Origin of the sequence: Spirillospora sp. NPDC048824 (assembly GCF_043198455.1) — a bacterium.
GTDB lineage: Bacteria > Actinomycetota > Actinomycetes > Streptosporangiales > Streptosporangiaceae > Spirillospora.
Genome location: NZ_JBICUS010000001.1, coordinates 708,995 through 725,864, shown reverse-complemented (window position 1 = coordinate 725,864; position 16,870 = coordinate 708,995). Strand labels below are relative to the sequence as shown.

Sequence of the window (16,870 nt, the reverse complement as noted above, 5' to 3'; positions counted from 1 at the left end):
TGTCGCCCGCATCAACGGGATGAAGCCCCTCTGAAGAACGTATGAGTTCGAAAGCGCGCACCCTACGAACTTCCTCTGAGTTCTCACCTGGGCCTATGTGATCCGTCATAGAGGCAGTCGAGGATGCCGTAGCGACGCGTGGCGCTTTGTGAGATCTCCCAGCCAACCTGTGAGTTGCCTCGGAGCCAGCGTGAACGTTGTCTGAGGCTGCGGTGCCGGACTCGGCGTCCGGTCCAGCACCGTGACGGACCTGGCGCATCAACAGCTCGTAGGACCCGATCAATGCCGCCGATGGCCAAGCCGCGATCAGCCTTCCCACCATCGAGGGCTCGGCCACGGCCACGTTGGCGGCCAGGCTGGCGGCGCTTCCGGTCACCAGCAGTGCCCACGGAAGAAGGCCACTGCGCCGCCCCTGTCGGGAGTCAGCCAGCAAAGTCATGGAAGAGACCGCGATCATCCCGTCCACCGACACCGGCAGGAGTGCCGCTGTCCAAGAGGTCTCGCCGTACTGGCGGACCAGCATGTACATGTGTTTGTACGACAGCACTGCCGCGATCCCGGCCAGCACGATGACGCTGATGGTCGTCGTCCACCGGATCGCCCGATCGCTCCAACCCTCAGTCACTGCCGTTCCCCCTCCCCCGCGGCTTACCAGGTAGGGAGAACCGCTCTTCCACGATAAGAAGCCTGGTCGAGCTTGTTCCCATGTTCTGCGTGCCCTGCAGGGGGCACCTCAGATGATCTCGGAAAACCCCGGTTGACCAGGCGCTTCGCCAGGCACCGGGGTTTGTTGCGTATGCAGCCATGTGCCAGCGGAAGCCGCCGATTGTCACGGTTCCCGGAACATACGCGGAACGCGGTTGAGGCCATCTGCCCAGGTCACCCCCAGCAAAAGAGCCCCGGTGCGGAACCGGGGCTCTAGGTTAGCGGCGCAGCGCCGCATCCATCCGTTCGAACCAGTGTCGTTCTTGGCGTGCTTTCCGGAGTAGTAGGGGCGGTCGGCCCGGACCCGGTCGGTGTGGATGAGCGTCCCGTCCAGCACCAGATGGGTCAGCCCGTCCCTGCTCGCCTTCCGCAGCGCCTTCGCGAGCTTGGGTGAGCGGGCCGACAGCAGCATGACGGTCTGGTTCAGGCGACGTGATTGTGGTGATCAACCCGTCTACCAGGGGTCTCTCTGTGTCAGGCTCCCAACCGACGCATCGCGATCATGCTGTGACCAGCGGACTGCCGCCACAGGGATGAAATGGGCTCACTACTGTCGTTCGTGACCACCAATCCCGCCCGAGCCGCCGGATTGGAATCGCGAAAGGGACACATCGGCATCGGAGCCGACGCTGAGCCGACGCAGACCTCGTCGTCATCGATCCCGACATGAGAATCGAGCACGTGATCGCGTGGCAGGCATCTGGTCGACCACGGCCGCCCGACCATCACGTCCCTTTTCGAACAGGGCGCCGGATGACCGCCACCACGTGGCCGAAGTAGCTGTTCAGCTCTCGGGCGATGCCCAGCGGGGTATCCGCGGTGGGCGCTTCCCACAGCGCAGGCGGGTCGTCGAGCCGTGTGTTCACGTCGGCCCCGGCGGCCACGAGCAGTTCGATGGCGCCGGGTGTCATCGGCTGCCCGTGGTGTCGCCCCGATTGCGTGTCCGCCTGAGAGAGCGCGACCCGCTGGAGTGGAATCCGGCGGTCACGGGTTCGGTGCGGTTCGAGACCTACGCCCGGGTGCTCAACGAGGCCGTCACCGGGATGATCCACTCGGCTCTCGGAGCCGGCGCCATGCGGGAGATCGCCTACGACATCGCTCTGGGCGACCTCGGAACCGTGGCGGTCGCGGGTCTGCGCGCCGCGACCACCGGCCTTCCGGGCCTGACCGCCACCCCCGGCCGGACCGGGGTGTGCCGGGAACGGCCGACCGCCCGGCCGGCGGGTGCCGCGAATCGATGACGCCCGCCCCGCGCCGGCGCCCCCTCAGCCTCGCCGGGCCCGGCGAGGCTGAGGCGCAAGGCCGAGGCGCAGCTGCGGCAACTCGTCGGTGACCGCATCGAACGAGAGGGACGGCGGCGAGATGCCGCTGCGCGGGGGGACGGGTTCGGTGAGCTTGCGGGTGACGGCCGTCAGCAGCAGGCGGGTGCCGTGCCGCGTCTTGTACAGTTCGTCGCCCGGCCCGACGAGAATGGCGAATCCGCCGGTGGTCTGATAAGTCGACACCTCGTCGTTGAGGATCTTGTCGAGACGGTCGGCGAGGAATCGCAGCACCATCGTGGCCCGCTCGCCGTCGAGCGTCGCGAGTTCCCCCACGTGGACGGTCACCATTGCCCAGTAGCCCTCCCGCCCCGACGCCAGGACGCGGTGCAGGGCGCGCTCGTCCGGCAACCCGATGCGCCGGTCGCGAGGGATCCCGCGGACGGTCCTGATGGGAACGACGCTGTCCAGCAGGGCGCTCCCGGCCCTTCGGAGTTCCAGCATGAGACTCTCCAAAGTGTGCTGTCGCAGGTCGGACGCTCACTCCCCCGCCATGCCTTCGACGCCGGGCGGCTTCCCGCGACGGTGATGTCGTGGGGACCGTCCGGCTGACACACCATCTGTCAACACCGGGTCACCGAACCTCCGAGGCCGATCGAGGTCCGGCTGCCGGCCGCGCCGGTGCTGTCAGGTCCAGTGGCGTCAGATGTCGAGCTGTCCGATTCGATGCCGGACGAACTCAGTGGTGGTGCTGGTGCACGACCGCGTGTCCCTTGCCACGGGACATCATCCAGCGGTTGACCGGGGTCGTGAGCAGGAACGCCACGAGGAGCGCGAAGGCCAGCGCGCCCCAGAACAGCGGGCTTGCCAGGCCGGTGTGCATGGCCCCGGGGACGGCGAGCATGACCCCGTTGTCCAGCACCTCCATGACCGCGATCGATATCGTGTCGGCCGCCAGGGCGACCCTGAACGCCGCGCCCAAGGGCAGGCCCGCCTTGAGGACGCCGCGCATGGTCAACGCGTACCCGAAGACGAACGCCAGGAAGACCGCCAGGACGATGGTGGGCAGGTTCGGCCAGCCGAGCGCCGTACCGATCACCATGCCGAGCACCTCACCGATCGCGCACCCGGTCAGGCAATGCAGGGTGGCCTGAGCCGCCATGCCCCAGCTCACGCCGCCGCCGGTTCCGTGGTGCTCGTGACCTGCACGCTCATGATGGTGGGCGCCGTGTTCGGAACCCGTCGCGGACGGCGGTGGAACATGCCGGTCATGCGTGCTCATCCGGAATCTCTCCCATTTCGGCTGACGGCCGGGTGATCGGTGTATCGGGGTGGGCGTCGTCGCCCGTCCGCGTCGGGTGTCGACGCGGACGGGTCCGGTGTTCAGCCGCGGTAGGTCTCCAGGAGCCGGAGCCAGACCTCGCTGAGGGTGGGGAACGACGGGACGGCGTGCCACAGCCGGGAGATGGGGACCTCGGCGGTGATGGCGATCGTGGCCGAGTGGAGCAGTTCGGCGACGCCCGCCCCGACGAAGGTGGCGCCGAGGAGCGTCTCGCGGGCCAGGTCCACCACGGCCCGGGCGCGGCCCCGGTAGCCGTCGGCGTGCAGGGCGGCACCGGCCAGACCGCCGAGGTCGTAGTCGACCGCCCGTACCCGGCGCCCGTCGCGGGCCGCCTCCTCCAGGGTGAGGCCGACGGACACGGCTTCGGGGTCGGTGAAGACGACCTGCGGTACGGCCCGCTCGTCCGCGGTGGCCACGCTGCGCCCCCAGTCGGCGGTGTCCAGCGGACGGCCGGCGGCGCGGTCGGCGATCACCTCGCCGAAGACGCGTCCCTGGTACTTGCCCTGATGGGTGAGCAGCGCACGACCGTTGACGTCCCCGGCCGCGTACAGCCACCCGTCCGGGACACCGGCCGCCAGGCCGGTGGAGTCCACCTCGACCGGCCGGCCCGGTTCCAGGCCGACCGTGTCGAGCCCGAGGTCGGAGGTGGCCGGCACCCGGCCGGTGGCGAACAGCACCTCATCGGCGGTCACCGTCTCGCCGCCCTCCAGCGTGAGCGTCAGCGATCCGACGCGGCGCACCGCGGTGACCGACGCGCCGAACCGCACGTCCACCCCCGACGCCCGCAGGCTCTCGGCCACCAGTTCCCCGGCGAACGGCTCCATCCGGGGCAGCAGCCGTGATCCGCGCACCAGATGCACCACTTCGCTGCCGAGCGCCCGCCAGGCCGTGGCCATCTCACACGCCACCACGCCGCCGCCGACCACGGCCAGCCGCGGCGGCACCCGCGGGGACGCGGTCGCCTCACGGCTCGTCCAGGGACGGGCCTCGGCCAGTCCCGGCAGATCGGGCAGTGCCGCACGGGTGCCCGTGCACACCGCGACGGCGTGCCGGGCGGTCAGCACCCGCTGCCCGCCCTCGGGAGTGCGCACCACGACGCGCTTGGGTCCGTCCAGCCGGCCGTACCCGCGTACCAGGACCAGTCCCGCGCTCTCCACCCAGCCGGCCTGGCCGTCGTCCTTCCAGTGCGCGGCGAACCCGTCCCGGCTCCTGAGGACCGCCGCCGCGTCCAGCCGTCCGCCGACCGCCTCGCGGGCGCCGGGCAGACGCCGCGCGTCCGCCAGCGCGGCGGCCGGGCGCAGCAGCGCCTTGCTGGGCATGCACGCCCAGTACGAGCATTCCCCGCCGACCAGATCGGCCTCCACGACCGCGACGCTCAGCCCACCGGCGTGCGCCCGTTCCGCCAGGTTCTCCCCCGTCGATCCGGCCCCCACCACCACGACATCGAACTCGTCCACAACGCCTGCCTCTCGTTCAACGCGACCTGCTGGTCGTGCATCTTCCTTGGAGTCCGTGCACCGGGCGTCCGGTCACCGTCATCGCCGCCGGCCCCGACCACGCCGCCCGGTCGCCGGGACGGCGGGTGCGGCCGGTGCCGGGGGGCGGTCAGTGGCGGACGACCGGCCAGTCGATGTCGGTGCCGGCGGCCTTGTTGAAGTAGTTGGTGAAGACGTTGAGCGCGACGTGGCCCACGACTTCGGCGATCTCTTCGTCGGACAGTCCCGCCTGGCGGGCCTGCTTGACGTCGGTGTCCTCGATGCCGCCGCGGGTGCGCAGCACGGTGGCGGCGAAGGCCAGCACGGCCTCGGCCTTGGGGTCGCCGGCGCGGCCGCCGCGGGCCGCTTCGGCCTCGTCCTGGCTCAGCCCGGCCAGCTTGGTGCCGATGTAGGTGTGCGCGGAAAGGCAGTAGTCGCAGCCGTTCTGCTGGGCGACCAGCAGCGCGATCCGCTCGCGCACCGCGGCCGGCAGCACGCCGCCCGACAGCGCGCCGGAGAACTCCAGGTAGGACTTCAGCACCGCGGGGCTGTTGGCCATCGCCTTGGTCATGTTCGGGGTGACGCCCAGCGCCTTCTGCACACCGGCCAGCAGCTCGGCGGCCTGGGCGCCCGCGGTCTCCGGCTGGATCAGGGGAAGTCGGGACATGGTCAGGTCCTTTCAAGCGGGGGATCGGGAACCGGTGAGCACCGGTGATCTCAAGCTAGAACCGACACAACTCCCGACACAGGGACCGAATACGCCACCGACAGGACCAAACCCGCCATCGCCTCTCGCGCCGCGGACAGCCGGGCAGCCTGGACGGGCGTGCCTTACGCGGACCGGCCCTCGCGACACCGGCGATGGCCGGGTCACGGCCGTCACCAAACCGCTTACGTACACGCTCGTACATGCCGAGCACGGCGGCGATTTGAGGGGATGAGTGGTCGCGGCCGGTTCGGCCGGCAGGCGCTGGCCGGGTCCTTCGGTCAAGTGCGGTGGAGATAGCCCCCAGCACCCTGCGTGGATCAGACACGCCAAGGAATGCCATGTAACTTCGCGCTCCGTGATCGTCCCTTGCCATGCCTCCTACCTCGAAGGCGCCGTACCTCTCAATGAGGGCGACGAAATCCGCAGGCAGGGCAGTGCCCAGCTCGATGAAACACGGCGAGCCGTCGATGCTGGTCGATTCATCGGCCGCTGGTCTTCCGTGCGGGCGGTCACCGGGTCGGCGCGGTCGAACCACTCGGGGCGGATCGCAGTCCGCCCCTGTGCTCGGACGGGCCCGTTCTTGCGGTGGTGGCCGGTGAGGAACCCGAACGCGAGCGGACTCCAGGTCAGCACGCCCATGCTCTCCCGCTCCGCAACCGGGAGGACGTCGCGTTCGGCGCCGCGGGCGAGCAGGTTGTAGGGCGGCTGTTCGGTGCGGAACCGCATCAGCCCTCGCTGCTCGGCCACCCGGTGGGACTCGACGATCTCGAAGGCCGGGTACGTCGAGCATCCGAAGGTACGGATCTTACCCGCGCGGATCCGCTCCGGCGTCCTCGCGGGCGACTGCTCGCCCTAACGCGTCCCGGCGCGGGTCAGGCGGGGTCGAGCCGGTAGAAGCGCCACAGGTCGTGGTCGATGGGCAGCTCGGTGCAGCTTCCGTAGCCCGCCTCCTCGGCATACCCGCGCACGACGTGGGGCCGCAGCACGGTGCCGGCCTCCACGGCGGTGCCCTCGGCCCGTGTGACGGGCAGGCAGTGCAGGACGCTGACCGCGTAGTTCAGCCGTTCCACCAGGTCGCCCGGGGCGGTGAAGTGCTCGGCCACCTTCTCGTCGCCGATCAGGACCGCTCCGCCGGGGGCGAGCCTGTCCCGCGCCGCCCGCAGCACCGCCACCGGATCGGCCATGTCGTGCAGCGCCTCGAACACGCACACCATGTCGTAGCGTCCGCCGGCTCCGGGGTCGGCGGCGTCCCCGAGCGCGAACGTCACCCGGCCGTCCAGCCCGCGCCCGGCGGCGTTCCCCGACGCCTCCGCGACCGATGCCTCGTCGAGGTCGATGCCGTGCACGCTGGCGGACGGGAACGTCTCGGCGAGCGTGATGGCCGACCAGCCGGTGCCGCAGCCCAGGTCGAGAACCTTTCCCGGGCCGCCGGACAGCCGCGCCGCGATGTCCGGCATCGCCGCGACCCAGTCCGCCAGGCCCGCGCGGAACATGGGCCGGTTGAGCCCGCCGATGCCGTGCCTGGTCCCCGCCCCGTAGGCGGCGTACGGGATGCCGCCGCCGGACTCGAACGCCCCCGCCACCTCCGGCAGCACCTCGGCGATGGACGCCACCATCCCGGGCAGCGTCCCCACGAAGAACGGGCTGTCGGCTTCCAGCAGCGCCTCGCCGGCGTCCGCGGGCAGCGCGAAGGCGCGTCCGTACGGATCATGGTCGTCGGCAGCCACGGTGAGCATGCCGCTCACGCCCTGCTGTTCGAGCCATTCGCGCGCGTAGCGCGGGTGGACGCCGGTGGCCTTGGCCAGGGCGCGGGCGTCGGCAGGGCCCTCTGCCAGCGCCTGGTACAGCCCCAGGCGGACGCCCAGCGCGACGTTGAGCATCTCGATGGTGGTCACCGCGTCCGCCATCAATCGCTCGGTGATTTCCTCGGTCGCCATTCTTCCTCCCCGTGTCGGTGGATCCCCCGCATCCTCCGGGTGGCGCCTCACCGCAGGCTCACACCGCGCCCACACCGGTCTTACCCAGGCCTTACCCCGGTCGGGACCGCCCGATCGCGGACACGAGCCGGGTGGGTGTCGATTTGGGGGCGGGGCGTTCGTGTAGGGGGTGAGACGTCGAAAAAGGGAGTGTGATCACGATGGGTGAGGTCCGGACGCTGGTCGGCGGGCGGGGGCTGGTGGAGTCGCCGCGCTGGCACGGGGACCGGTTGTACTTCTCGGACTGGTCCGCGGGCGAGGTCGTCGCCGTGGGCCTGGACGGCGGCAGCGAGGTGGTCGCGCGGGTGGAGTCGCTGCCGCTGTGCACCGCCTGGCTTCCGGACGGGCGGATGGTGATCGTCTCGTCCGCCGACGGGCGGCTGCTGCGGCGGGAGCCCGGCGGGGCCCTGGCCGTGCACGCGGAGCTGGGCGAGCCGGGGTGGAACGACATCGTGGTGGACGGCCGCGGCAACGCCTACGTCAACCGGATCGGGTTCGACGCGATGGCGGGGGACGAGGTCAAGCCGGGTTTCGTCTTCCTGGCGGCCGCCGACGGGTCCGTGCGGGAGGTGGCCGGCGACATCGGCTTCCCCAACGGGATGGCCGTCACGCCGGACAACTCCACGTTGATCGTCGCGGACTCCTACCGGAGCGCCCTGGTGGCCTTCGACGTCGGCGCCGACGGGGGGTTGTCGAACCGGCGCGTCTGGGCCGACCTGGGCGAGGGCGCCCCGGACGGCATCTGCCTCGACGCGGAGGGCGCCGTCTGGTACGCCGACGTGCCCCATCAGCGGTGTGTGCGCGTCGCGGAAGGCGGCACCGTCCTGGACGTGGTCGAGCTGGACCGCGGCGGGTTCGCCTGCGCGCTGGGCGGCCCGCAGGGCACGACGTTGTTCGTCGTGGCCGCCGAGTGGCGCGGCATGACCGAGGAGAACCCGGTGGCGCCGGGAAGCGGCCGGGTGCTCGCGACCGAGGTCGATGTTCCGGGTGCGGGCTGGCCGTGACCGTCAGCGGGTGAGGCCGGGGTGCGAGGCCCAGCCCCCTTCGAGGTTCTCGCGGGTGATGCGGGCGAGTTCTCTCCGGGCGAACGGCGTTCCTAAGTGGAGCGGACGGCCCTCAACGATTCCTTCAGCGAACTCACCGTGCTGAAGACGGCCGTGGGCTCGTAGCCGCAGTGGGCCATGCAGTTGGCGCAGCGGGGGTCGCGGCCCCGGCCGTAGGACTCCCAGTCGGTCTCGTCGAGGAGTTCCCGGTAGGTCTGGGCGTAGCCGTCCGACATCAGGTAGCAGGGACGCTGCCACCCGAACAGGGAGTACGACGGGATCGCCCAGGCCGTGCAGGGAAAATCGATCTTGCCTTCCAGGAAGTCCAGGAAAAGGGGCGAGTGGTTGAGCCGCCACCGTTTCCGGTTCCCTCCTGAGAAGGCCTTGGCGAACAGTTCCCGGGTTTCCTGGACGCCGAGGAAGTGCTCCTGGTCGGGTGCCTTGTCGTAGGCGTAGCCCGGAGAGATCATCATCTCGTCGACCTTGAGGTCGTCGTTGAGGTAGTTGAGGACCTCGATGACGGTCTGCGGGGTATCGGTGTTGAAGAACGTCGTGTTCGTCGTGACGCGGAAGCCGCGGCGCTGGCATTCGCGGACGGCCGCGACCGCGTCGTCGAAGACGCCCTCCTTGCAGACGGACTCGTCGTGGCGTTCCTGGAGCCCGTCGACGTGCACCGCCCACGCGAAGTAGGGCGACGGCGTGAACTTGTCGAGCTTCTTGGGGATGAGCAGCGCGTTCGTGCACAGGAAGACGAACTTCCTGCGCCTGACGAGTTCACCGACGATCTCGTCGATCTGTGGGTGCATGAGCGGTTCGCCGCCCGCGATGGACACCATGGGCGCGCCGCATTCCTCGATCGCGGCGACGGCCTGCTCGACGGGCATGCGCCTCTTCAGCACATCGGCGGGATGCTGGATCTTGCCGCAGCCGGCGCAGGACAGGTTGCAGGCGAACAGCGGTTCCAGTTCCACGATCAAAGGGAACTTCTTTTTGCCGCGCAGCTTGTTGCGGAGAATGTAGGTCCCGATGCGAGCGCTCTGGCGTAGCGGCATGCTCATGGTGTCCCGACCTCCTTTGGCGAGATGGATTCCGTGGCCTCCACATAGCGGCCCAGGGCGCTGATCGGGAACACCAGCCGGTAGAGGTGGTAGTTGATGTAGAAGTCGCCGGGGAAACCGGTGCCGGTGAAGTGCTCCTCGTCCCAGTTCCCGTCCGGGCGCTGATGGTCGACGAGCCACCGGACGCCGCCGTCCACGGCCGCGGTGCGTTCACCCGCGGCGAGCAGCGCCAGCAGCGCCCACGCCGTCTGGGACGCCGTGGACGCCCCCCGGCCGATCCAGGACGGGTCGTCGTAGGAGCGCAGGTCCTCGCCCCAGCCGCCGTCGTCGTTCTGGTGCCGTTCCAGCCAGGCCACGGCGCGTCGGATCGCGGGCTTGTCCGGGCGGACGCCGGCGGCGATCAGCGCCGGCACCGCGCTTCCCGTCCCGTAGACGTGGTTGGCTCCCCAGCGCCCGAACCACGAACCGTCCGCCTCCTGGGCCTTCAGCAGCCACACCACGGCCCGTTTCACGACGGCCGTCTCCGCGAGGCCCTCCCCGGAGAGCGCTTCGACGACGTGTGCGGTGACGTCCGCGGACGGCGGGTCGATGACCGCGCCGAAATCGCAGAACGGCAGCTTGGTGCACAGCTCGCGGGTGTTGTCGGCATCGAAGGCGGCGAAGCCGCCGTCGCGGGAGGCCATGCCGGTCAGCCAGCGGACGGCGCGTTCGATCGGCGCCGCCGCGTCCGGGACGTCGGCCCTGCGGAGAGCGAGGATCGCCTCGGCCGTGTCGTCGGTGTCGGGGTAGCAGTCGTTGTCGAACTCGAAGGCCCAGCCGCCCGGCGGGACGCCGGGCCGCCGCACCGACCAGTCCCCCGGCCCCCTGACCTCCTCGCCGACGACCCAGGCGGCGGCCCGCACCATCGCGGGGTCGCCGCCGGGCAGGCCGGCGTCGCCGAGGGCGTTCATGGCCAGGACGGTGTCCCATACCGGCGACTGGCACGCCTCCATCCGCCGGCCCTTCTCGTCCCGGATCGTGAACCGGTCGAGCCCGGCGAGGCCGCGCTTCATGACCGGGTGGTCGAGGCCGTAGCCGAGCTCGTGCAGGGCCATCAGCGAGTACACCCACGGCGGCTGGATGCCGCCCCAGCAGCCGTCGGCCTCCTGGCGGGCGATGATCCAGTCGGCGGCACGGCGGAGCGCGGCGGTCCGCAGCGGGCGCACCGGCCGCTTCTCGTACACGTGCAGGACGCGGTCGAGCGTGTCGAACACCCGCCCCCAGCCCTTCGCCTCGTGCGCGGGGCGCACACCGCTGCGCAGCTCCGGCAGGTCGAACGGCAGGGCCCGGACGGGACGCAGTGACCCCAGAACCGTCAGCGGGACGATCGTCTGCCGCGCCCAGCAGGCCCAGTCGTAGACGTTCAGCGGCACCCGGCTCGGCAGGAACATCAGCTCGGGCGGCATGACGGGCAGGTCGTCCCACGACCACTGCCCGAACAGCGCCAGCCAGATCCGGGTGAACACGCGGCTTCCCTCGATGCCGCCCGCCTCCCGCACGTGCGCGGCGGCGCGCCGCATGTGCCCGGCGTCCACGGGGTCTCCGGCCAGCCGCAGCGCGACGTACGCCTCGATCGTCGTGGACAGGTCGGGCGGGCCGCCGTAGAAGTTCGCCCACGTCCCGCCGGGACTCTGCCGCGACCGGATCCAGCGTGCCGCCTCCCGGGTGTCGCCGTCGGAGCCGACGCCGAGGAACCGGCGGAGCAGCAGGTCCTCCGCGTCCATGGTCACGTTGGTCTCCAGCTCCGCCTTCCACCAGCCCTCCGGCGACTGGAGGCCGAGCAGGTGGTCGCGGGCCGCCGCGGCGGCGGCTGCGGCCGCGCCGGTGAGTCCGGGGACTTCGGTCGTGGTCATTCGCGCTCCTTCTCGCGTTCGCGTGCGTGCGGGGGGGCAGTGGTCCCGGGAGGTCGGCCGCTCACCTCGTCCGTGCTCGTGGACGTTCTCCGGTTCGTGCTCGGGTCGTTCAGGTGCCGGCGGACGAGGCGGGCCGCGCTGAGGCCGCTGCGCACGGCTCCCTCCATCGTGTCGGGCCAGCCCGTGTCGGTCCACGCGCCGGCGAGGAACAGCCACGGCAGCCGTGTCGCGGACGCGGGACGCAGCGCGCCGCTGCCGGGGCTCTGACGAAACGTGGCGTGCCGTTCCCGCGTCACGAAGAAGTCGGTGACGCGGGCGCGGCGGGCCGCCGGGAACAGCCGCTCCAGTGCGGGCAGGTAGACCTCCCGCAGTGCGGCGGCCGGGGTGTCGATCCAGCGGTCGGCCGCCGACACCGAGACCGCGAGGTACTGGCCGCCGGACGGGCCGTCCCCACCGGCCAGGCCGCTGACGCCGGTCCGGTCGAACACCCACTGGACGGGTGAGCCGACCGCCGCGGCGAACGCCTCCCGCATGACCGGCCGGTCATAGACGACGTGGACGTTGACGATGGGGCTGGAGCCGAGGCCCGCCCAGCCGTCCCGGTCCGGGCACGCCTCCGCGGGGACGAGCGCGGCCGCCGCCCGGTGGGGCACCGCGACGACGACGGCGTCCGCGCCGGCCGGCGAGCCGTTCACCACGAGCTTCGGCCCGGCCTCGATCGCCGACACCTTCGCCCCGAGTCGGATCCGGCCGCCGCCCCGCTCGATCTTCCACGCCGCGGTCGTCCCGTGCAGGTCGCCGAGCGGGACGGACGCGACGCCGATGTCGGCGGCGTCGGACCGTCCGAGCAGCGCCGTCTGGCACACCATCGCGGCGGGGCCGAGCGCGGCGTCGTCCAGGCCGGCGTTGAGCGCCGCCGTGACGAACAGCTCCCAGAGAGCCTCCCGGGCCCGGGGCCGCTGCCCGTGGCGGGCGAGCCAGCCGCCCATGCCGACCCCGTCGAGGGACGGGTCGCCCGGGTCGAGGCGGTCCAGCGCCAGCGACGCGCGGACGGCGCGCAGCCGGTCGGCCGGGGACAGCAGCGTGTAGCCGGCGAGCGCGGGCAGGAAGTGCAGCGGGCCGGGCGCCTTGGCGCGGCGGAGCCGTCCGCCCGGCCCGCCGGGGGTCAGGACGCGGACGTCGAAGCGGTCCTGGACGCGGACCCGGTCCAGCGCGTCCAGCCGCTCCAGCAGCCCCCGGTACGCCGAGCAGCACTTCAGGAAGATGTGCTGGCCGTTGTCGACGGTGAGGCGCCGCCCGGCCGACTCGCGTTCGAAGGAGTGCGCGGCGCCGCCGAGCCGGGGACGCGCCTCGTAGATCGTCGTCCGCAGGCCCGCCTCCTGGAGGGCCAGCGCCGCGGTGATCCCCGCGAGACCGCCGCCGACGACGGCGACATGGCCCGCTCCGGGTGCGTCGAGGCCCCCGGCGGCGCTCATCGGTGGATTCCCGACAGCGCCTTCGCGGACACGGCGGCCTTCTCCCACGCGGGCAGGGACGTGCGCGCGTCCAGCGCGGCGACGGGGTCGGCCGTGATGCGCCTCAGCAGGCGCCGGTAGATGCCCGCCATCGCACCGGTGCAGGCGGCGCTGCGGCGGTCGAGCATGGGCAGCAGCCTGAGCCCGGTGGCGTACCACTCCTGCGCACGGGACGCCTCGAACCGGACGAGGGACGCGAGCCGTTCCGGCGGATCGGTCCACCGGCCCGCCTCGTCCCGGTGCAGCGTGCACCCGAAGCGGGCCAGGTCCTTGGCGGGAAGGTAGACGCGGCCGTTCTCCCCGTCCTCCCGGACGTCGCGCAGGATGTTCGTCAGCTGCAGCGCGACGCCGAGCGCGTCGGCGCGCGGCACGGCCGTCCCGGGGGCGGAGGTCCCGAACACGCCGAGCGACAGGCGGCCGACGGTCCCGGCGACGCACCGGCAGTACCAGAGCAGGTCGTCGAAGGTGTCGAAGACGCCGCCGCGGACATCGGCCTCGCAGCCGTCGATCAGCTCCCCGAACGCGTCCAGCGGGATCGGATGGCGGCGTGCCGCGTCCGCCAGCGCCACCAGCACCGGATCGGACGGATGGGCGCCGGGGTCGGTGAGGTGCGCGCGCTCGTCCGCGAGCTTCGCGAGCCTGTCCGCGGCCGGCGCCCGATGGTCGTCGCCGATGTCGTCGATCCGGCGGGCGAAGGCGTAGACGGCGCTCAGCGCCCGCCGCTTCGGCGCGGGAAGCAGGCGGATCCCGTACGAGAAGTTGCGCGCCTGCGTGCGGACGACGTTCTCGCAGTGCCGGTAGGCACCGGCCGGCGCGGATTCGGCCAGGTCGTCGGCCATCTCGTCATCTCCTTCCCAGAGTCCGCGACCACTCGGCCAGCAGCCGCGCCTTCCTCGGCCGTGGCGGTGCCCCCAGGACGTCGTAGGCCCCGCGTTCCAGCGCCGACAGCGCCGCGAGTCCGCCCGCGACGTATCCGGCCACCGCGACCCGCGCGAAACCGCGGAGCCGCCCGGTGAGCACGGCGCCGTCGGCCAGCATCCGCCCGGCCCGTCCCGCCTGGAGGGCGAGCACGCCCCGCAGCCGGGTCGGGGTCACGGCGGCGCCCAGATCGCTCTCCTCGCATCCGAATCGGCGCAGGTCATCGCCCGGCAGGTAGATCCGCCCGTTCCGGTAGTCCTCCCCGGCGTCCTGGCAGTGCTCGATGATCTGCAGCGCGGTGCACACCCGGTCGGACAGTGCGAGCCGGTCCGGGGTGGCGGCGCCGAACACGTGCAGGACGATGTGCCCGACCGGATCGGCGGACAGCGCGCAGTAGCCGACCAGGTCGTCGAACGTGCCGTACCGTGAGACGGCCTGATCCTCGCGGTTGGCCCGCAGCAGCCGGCGGAACGGGTCGGCCGGGATCGCACGGGCGGCGACCGTCCCGGCCAGGTTGCGCATCGCCGGAAGCTCCGGCGCCTCCCCCGCGTAGATCCGGTCGAGGTCGCGTTCGACGAGGCTCAGCAGGGCGGCCCGCTCGCCGGGGGGCGCCTCGTCGCCGATGTCGTCGACGAGCCGGGCATAGCCGTACACGTTCAGCAGATGGGCGCGGTGCCGCGCCGGGAGCAGCCGCGTGGCGACCGGGAAGTTCTCCCGGGCCTGGAGCTCGTTCCGGGACCGGCGTTCCTCGGTCTCGTTCCACAGGCGGGTCTCGTTCCACAGACGCTCGCTGACGGACATGGTGTTCCTTCGAGGGCGGCGGCGTGGGGCGTCAACGATGCCCGGTAACCGGGTGGCCGACCGGCAAACATGGGCGTCGTCGCGAGCCCCTGTGGCCTACGTCCCCGAACCGCCGCGCCACCTCTCCCGAATATGCGTTATTTATGGGAACAGGCCGGAAGTGGTCAGCCGTGGATATGTGATCGTCGAACGGAACGGGACACTCCGTGCACGCGGAGAGTCAGTACGTGCCGAGGATCCCGGCGAGAATCCGCGGCGTGTGCTCGGGCGGGGCCGCCTCGGTCACCAGGGTGTTGAAGACGTGCCAGTGCCGCTCGATCTCAGCCCGCCGTACCGGGTAGACGGCGCTGTTGGCCCGCTCCAGGTAGACCATGTCGGGCAGGCCCTGCTGAGGGAACCGGACGAGGGTGAGCGGCCCGTCGCCGGCGACGCGCCCGCAGATCCCGAACGGCGCGATCTGGACGGTGACGTTCGGCCGCCGGCACAGCTCGACGATGTGCCGGATCTGGGCCCGCATCGTCTCCGGGTCGCCGATCGGACGCCACAGTGCCGCCTCGTCCAGCACGACCCACAGGTTGAGGGGACGCGGGCGGCGGCGCAGGACGCGCTGGCGCACCATCCGGAACTCGACCCGCCGCTCGACCTCCGGCTCGGGGCTGACGCGGCGGATCAGGGCACGCGCGTAGTCCTCGGTCTGCAGCAGGCCGGGGACGAACTGGGCCTCGAACGTGCGGACCAGTCTGGCCGCCTGCTCGGCGCTCAGGTAGGGCCGCACCCACGCCGGGACGATGTCGCCGTCAGCGGACCACCACGGACGCGCGGTGGTCCGCTCGGCGAGGGCCAGGAGCGTCGCGCGCTCGTCGCCGTCCGCGCCGTAGAGGGTGAGGAGGGCGGCGACGTCGGCGGGCCCGCACCCCGAGCGGCCCAGCTCCATCCGCCCGATCTTGGAGCTGGATCCGCGGATTTCCCGCGCCGCGTCCCTCCGGCTGATGCCGGCGGCCTCCCGCAGCGCGCGGAGCCGCCGGGCCAGGAGCATCCGGGGGACGAGCGGGTCCCCCTGGGCGTCTGTGGGCTGTCTTCTACCGGTGATCGTGACGGAGGCCAAGGGGACTCCTCATCGGGGGACAGGCGCGGACGAACGCCTCACTATACCTTTACGCATTGCGCCGGACACGGAACGGTGAGCGACGTGGTGGCTCCGCGTCAGGGTTTGCGCGCCACCGCGCAGAGGGTCGGGAGCTCCTCGCCCTCGACGCCGACCTCCGGGCGCCACGCCGCGCTGGTCACGAGCCCCGGCTCCTCGATCTCCAGGCCGTCGAAGTAGCCGCGGATGAACTCCGGGCTGCGCAGCCGGAACGGGATGGCGCCGGTCTCGTCGTAGGCGCGCTGCGCCGCGTTGAACGCCTCGTTGGTGTCGTTGGAGTCGTGCAGGATGAGGTAGCTGCCGGACGCGAGCGGCTCCATCAGCCCGCGGACGACGCCGATCGCCTCGTCCGGGTCGACGATGTGGCCCATGACGCCGATCAGCATCAACCCGACGGGCCGGGACAGATCGAGCAGCTCCGACGCCCTGGTCATGATCGTCTTCGGGTCGTGGAGGTCGCAGTCGATGTAGGCGGTGCGACCCTCACCGCTGCCGGTCAGCAGGGCGCGGGCGTGCGCGAGGACGAGAGGGTCGTTGTCGACGTAGACGACCTTCGCGTCGGGGGCGGCGCGCTGGGCCATCTCGTGGGTGTTGTCGAGGGTGGGCAGCCCGGTCCCGCAGTCCATGAACTGGCGGATGCCGCGCTCGGCGGCGAGGTACCGGATCGCGCGGTCCATGAAATAGCGGCCGGCGCGGGCGATCGGCACTATCCCCGGATACAGCGAGAAGTACTGGTCGCCGGCCACCCGGTCGATCTCGTAGTTGTCGGTGCCGCCGAGCCAGTAGTTCCATATCCGGGCCGACTGCGGAACGTCAGTATTGATCTTCGTCTCCGGCGCCTGTTCCGGGCCGTGGGGGGCATCCGTCATCGGGTCTGACGCTCCTTTCACCGGTACGGCTCTGTCACTCGCACGCGTCGCTTACACGCGTCCTTTACACGGGCGTCACGGACCAACCTAGACCCGCCGATCCGGGGCGGCCAGAAGAACGCGGAATTCGGGCCTGTCCGCATTCCCATTGGGGACATTCCCGTT

General features: G+C 71.6%; 16 protein-coding genes and 2 pseudogenes. 2 read left to right on the top strand and 16 right to left on the bottom strand.

Annotated elements, in window-relative coordinates:
* Positions 1–253: 253 nt before the first annotated feature.
* The 3 genes and pseudogenes from ACGFIS_RS03340 to ACGFIS_RS03330 all read right to left on the bottom strand — a co-directional run.
* A pseudogene (locus ACGFIS_RS03340) lies at positions 254–625 on the bottom strand (DUF2637 domain-containing protein); the annotation flags it as partial.
* 348 nt (positions 626–973) lie between these two features.
* A pseudogene (locus ACGFIS_RS03335) lies at positions 974–1,138 on the bottom strand (IS5/IS1182 family transposase); the annotation flags it as partial.
* Between the two features lie 292 nt (positions 1,139–1,430).
* A complete protein-coding gene (locus tag ACGFIS_RS03330; protein WP_392969268.1) occupies positions 1,431–1,616 on the bottom strand; it encodes a hypothetical protein in 186 nt (61 codons plus the stop codon).
* Positions 1,617–1,640: 24 nt separating this feature from the next.
* Between ACGFIS_RS03330 and ACGFIS_RS03325 the strand changes: the two genes are divergently transcribed.
* Positions 1,641–1,946, top strand: a complete 306-nt coding sequence (locus ACGFIS_RS03325; protein ID WP_392912572.1) for a hypothetical protein — start codon at positions 1,641–1,643, stop codon at positions 1,944–1,946.
* Positions 1,947–1,970: 24 nt separating this feature from the next.
* On the opposite strand, the gene ACGFIS_RS03320 is transcribed toward ACGFIS_RS03325, so the two are convergent.
* The 6 genes from ACGFIS_RS03320 to ACGFIS_RS03295 form a co-directional block, all read right to left on the bottom strand.
* Positions 1,971–2,468, bottom strand: a complete 498-nt coding sequence (locus tag ACGFIS_RS03320) for a hypothetical protein (RefSeq protein ID WP_392912570.1) — start codon at positions 2,466–2,468, stop codon at positions 1,971–1,973.
* A gap of 235 nt (positions 2,469–2,703) precedes the next feature.
* The gene (locus tag ACGFIS_RS03315; RefSeq protein ID WP_392912567.1) at positions 2,704–3,246 is read right to left on the bottom strand and encodes a DUF4396 domain-containing protein; all 543 of its coding nucleotides are present in this window, start codon (positions 3,244–3,246) and stop codon (positions 2,704–2,706) included.
* Positions 3,247–3,347: 101 nt separating this feature from the next.
* Positions 3,348–4,763 (bottom strand): dihydrolipoyl dehydrogenase family protein, encoded by a 1,416-nt coding sequence (locus tag ACGFIS_RS03310; protein WP_392969264.1) that lies wholly within the window; start codon positions 4,761–4,763, stop codon positions 3,348–3,350.
* A 148-nt stretch (positions 4,764–4,911) separates the two neighbouring features.
* Positions 4,912–5,448, bottom strand: coding sequence for a carboxymuconolactone decarboxylase family protein (locus tag ACGFIS_RS03305; protein ID WP_392903609.1), 537 nt, complete (start codon positions 5,446–5,448; stop codon positions 4,912–4,914).
* Positions 5,449–5,868: 420 nt separating this feature from the next.
* Positions 5,869–6,309 (bottom strand): aldo/keto reductase, encoded by a 441-nt coding sequence (locus ACGFIS_RS03300; protein ID WP_392969314.1) that lies wholly within the window; start codon positions 6,307–6,309, stop codon positions 5,869–5,871.
* A gap of 53 nt (positions 6,310–6,362) precedes the next feature.
* Positions 6,363–7,427, bottom strand: coding sequence for a class I SAM-dependent methyltransferase (locus ACGFIS_RS03295; protein ID WP_392912563.1), 1,065 nt, complete (start codon positions 7,425–7,427; stop codon positions 6,363–6,365).
* A 200-nt stretch (positions 7,428–7,627) separates the two neighbouring features.
* On the opposite strand from ACGFIS_RS03295, the gene ACGFIS_RS03290 reads away from it, so the two are divergent.
* On the top strand, positions 7,628–8,470 hold the full coding sequence (locus ACGFIS_RS03290; RefSeq protein WP_392912561.1) for an SMP-30/gluconolactonase/LRE family protein: 843 nt from the start codon (positions 7,628–7,630) through the stop codon (positions 8,468–8,470).
* 92 nt (positions 8,471–8,562) lie between these two features.
* Here ACGFIS_RS03290 and hpnH read toward each other — a convergent pair whose 3' ends face one another.
* The 7 genes from hpnH to ACGFIS_RS03255 all read right to left on the bottom strand — a co-directional run bounded on the left by hpnH (position 8,563) and on the right by ACGFIS_RS03255 (position 16,705).
* Positions 8,563–9,567, bottom strand: a complete 1,005-nt coding sequence (gene hpnH, locus ACGFIS_RS03285; RefSeq protein ID WP_392969261.1) for an adenosyl-hopene transferase HpnH — start codon at positions 9,565–9,567, stop codon at positions 8,563–8,565.
* Entirely contained in the window at positions 9,564–11,459 is a 1,896-nt protein-coding gene (gene shc / locus ACGFIS_RS03280) for a squalene--hopene cyclase (protein ID WP_392912556.1), read from the bottom strand. The genes hpnH and shc overlap by 4 nt, the downstream gene beginning before the upstream one ends.
* On the bottom strand, positions 11,456–12,934 hold the full coding sequence (hpnE, locus tag ACGFIS_RS03275) for a hydroxysqualene dehydroxylase HpnE (protein WP_392912554.1): 1,479 nt from the start codon (positions 12,932–12,934) through the stop codon (positions 11,456–11,458). Before hpnE ends, shc begins: the two co-directional genes overlap by 4 nt.
* Positions 12,931–13,812: a presqualene diphosphate synthase HpnD gene (hpnD, locus tag ACGFIS_RS03270; protein WP_392912552.1), complete on the bottom strand. Its 882-nt coding sequence runs from the start codon at positions 13,810–13,812 to the stop codon at positions 12,931–12,933. The genes hpnE and hpnD overlap by 4 nt, the downstream gene beginning before the upstream one ends.
* Before the next feature lie 4 nt (positions 13,813–13,816).
* Complete coding sequence (gene hpnC / locus ACGFIS_RS03265) at positions 13,817–14,692, bottom strand: squalene synthase HpnC (RefSeq protein ID WP_392912550.1); 876 nt, start codon at positions 14,690–14,692, stop codon at positions 13,817–13,819.
* Positions 14,693–14,912: 220 nt separating this feature from the next.
* Positions 14,913–15,797 carry a helix-turn-helix domain-containing protein gene (locus ACGFIS_RS03260; RefSeq protein WP_392912548.1) on the bottom strand — a complete coding sequence of 295 codons (885 nt, stop codon included), beginning with the start codon at positions 15,795–15,797 and terminating at the stop codon, positions 14,913–14,915.
* Positions 15,798–15,895: 98 nt separating this feature from the next.
* Entirely contained in the window at positions 15,896–16,705 is an 810-nt protein-coding gene (locus ACGFIS_RS03255; RefSeq protein WP_392912546.1) for an SAM-dependent methyltransferase, read from the bottom strand.
* Between the last annotated feature and the right edge of the window lie 165 nt (positions 16,706–16,870).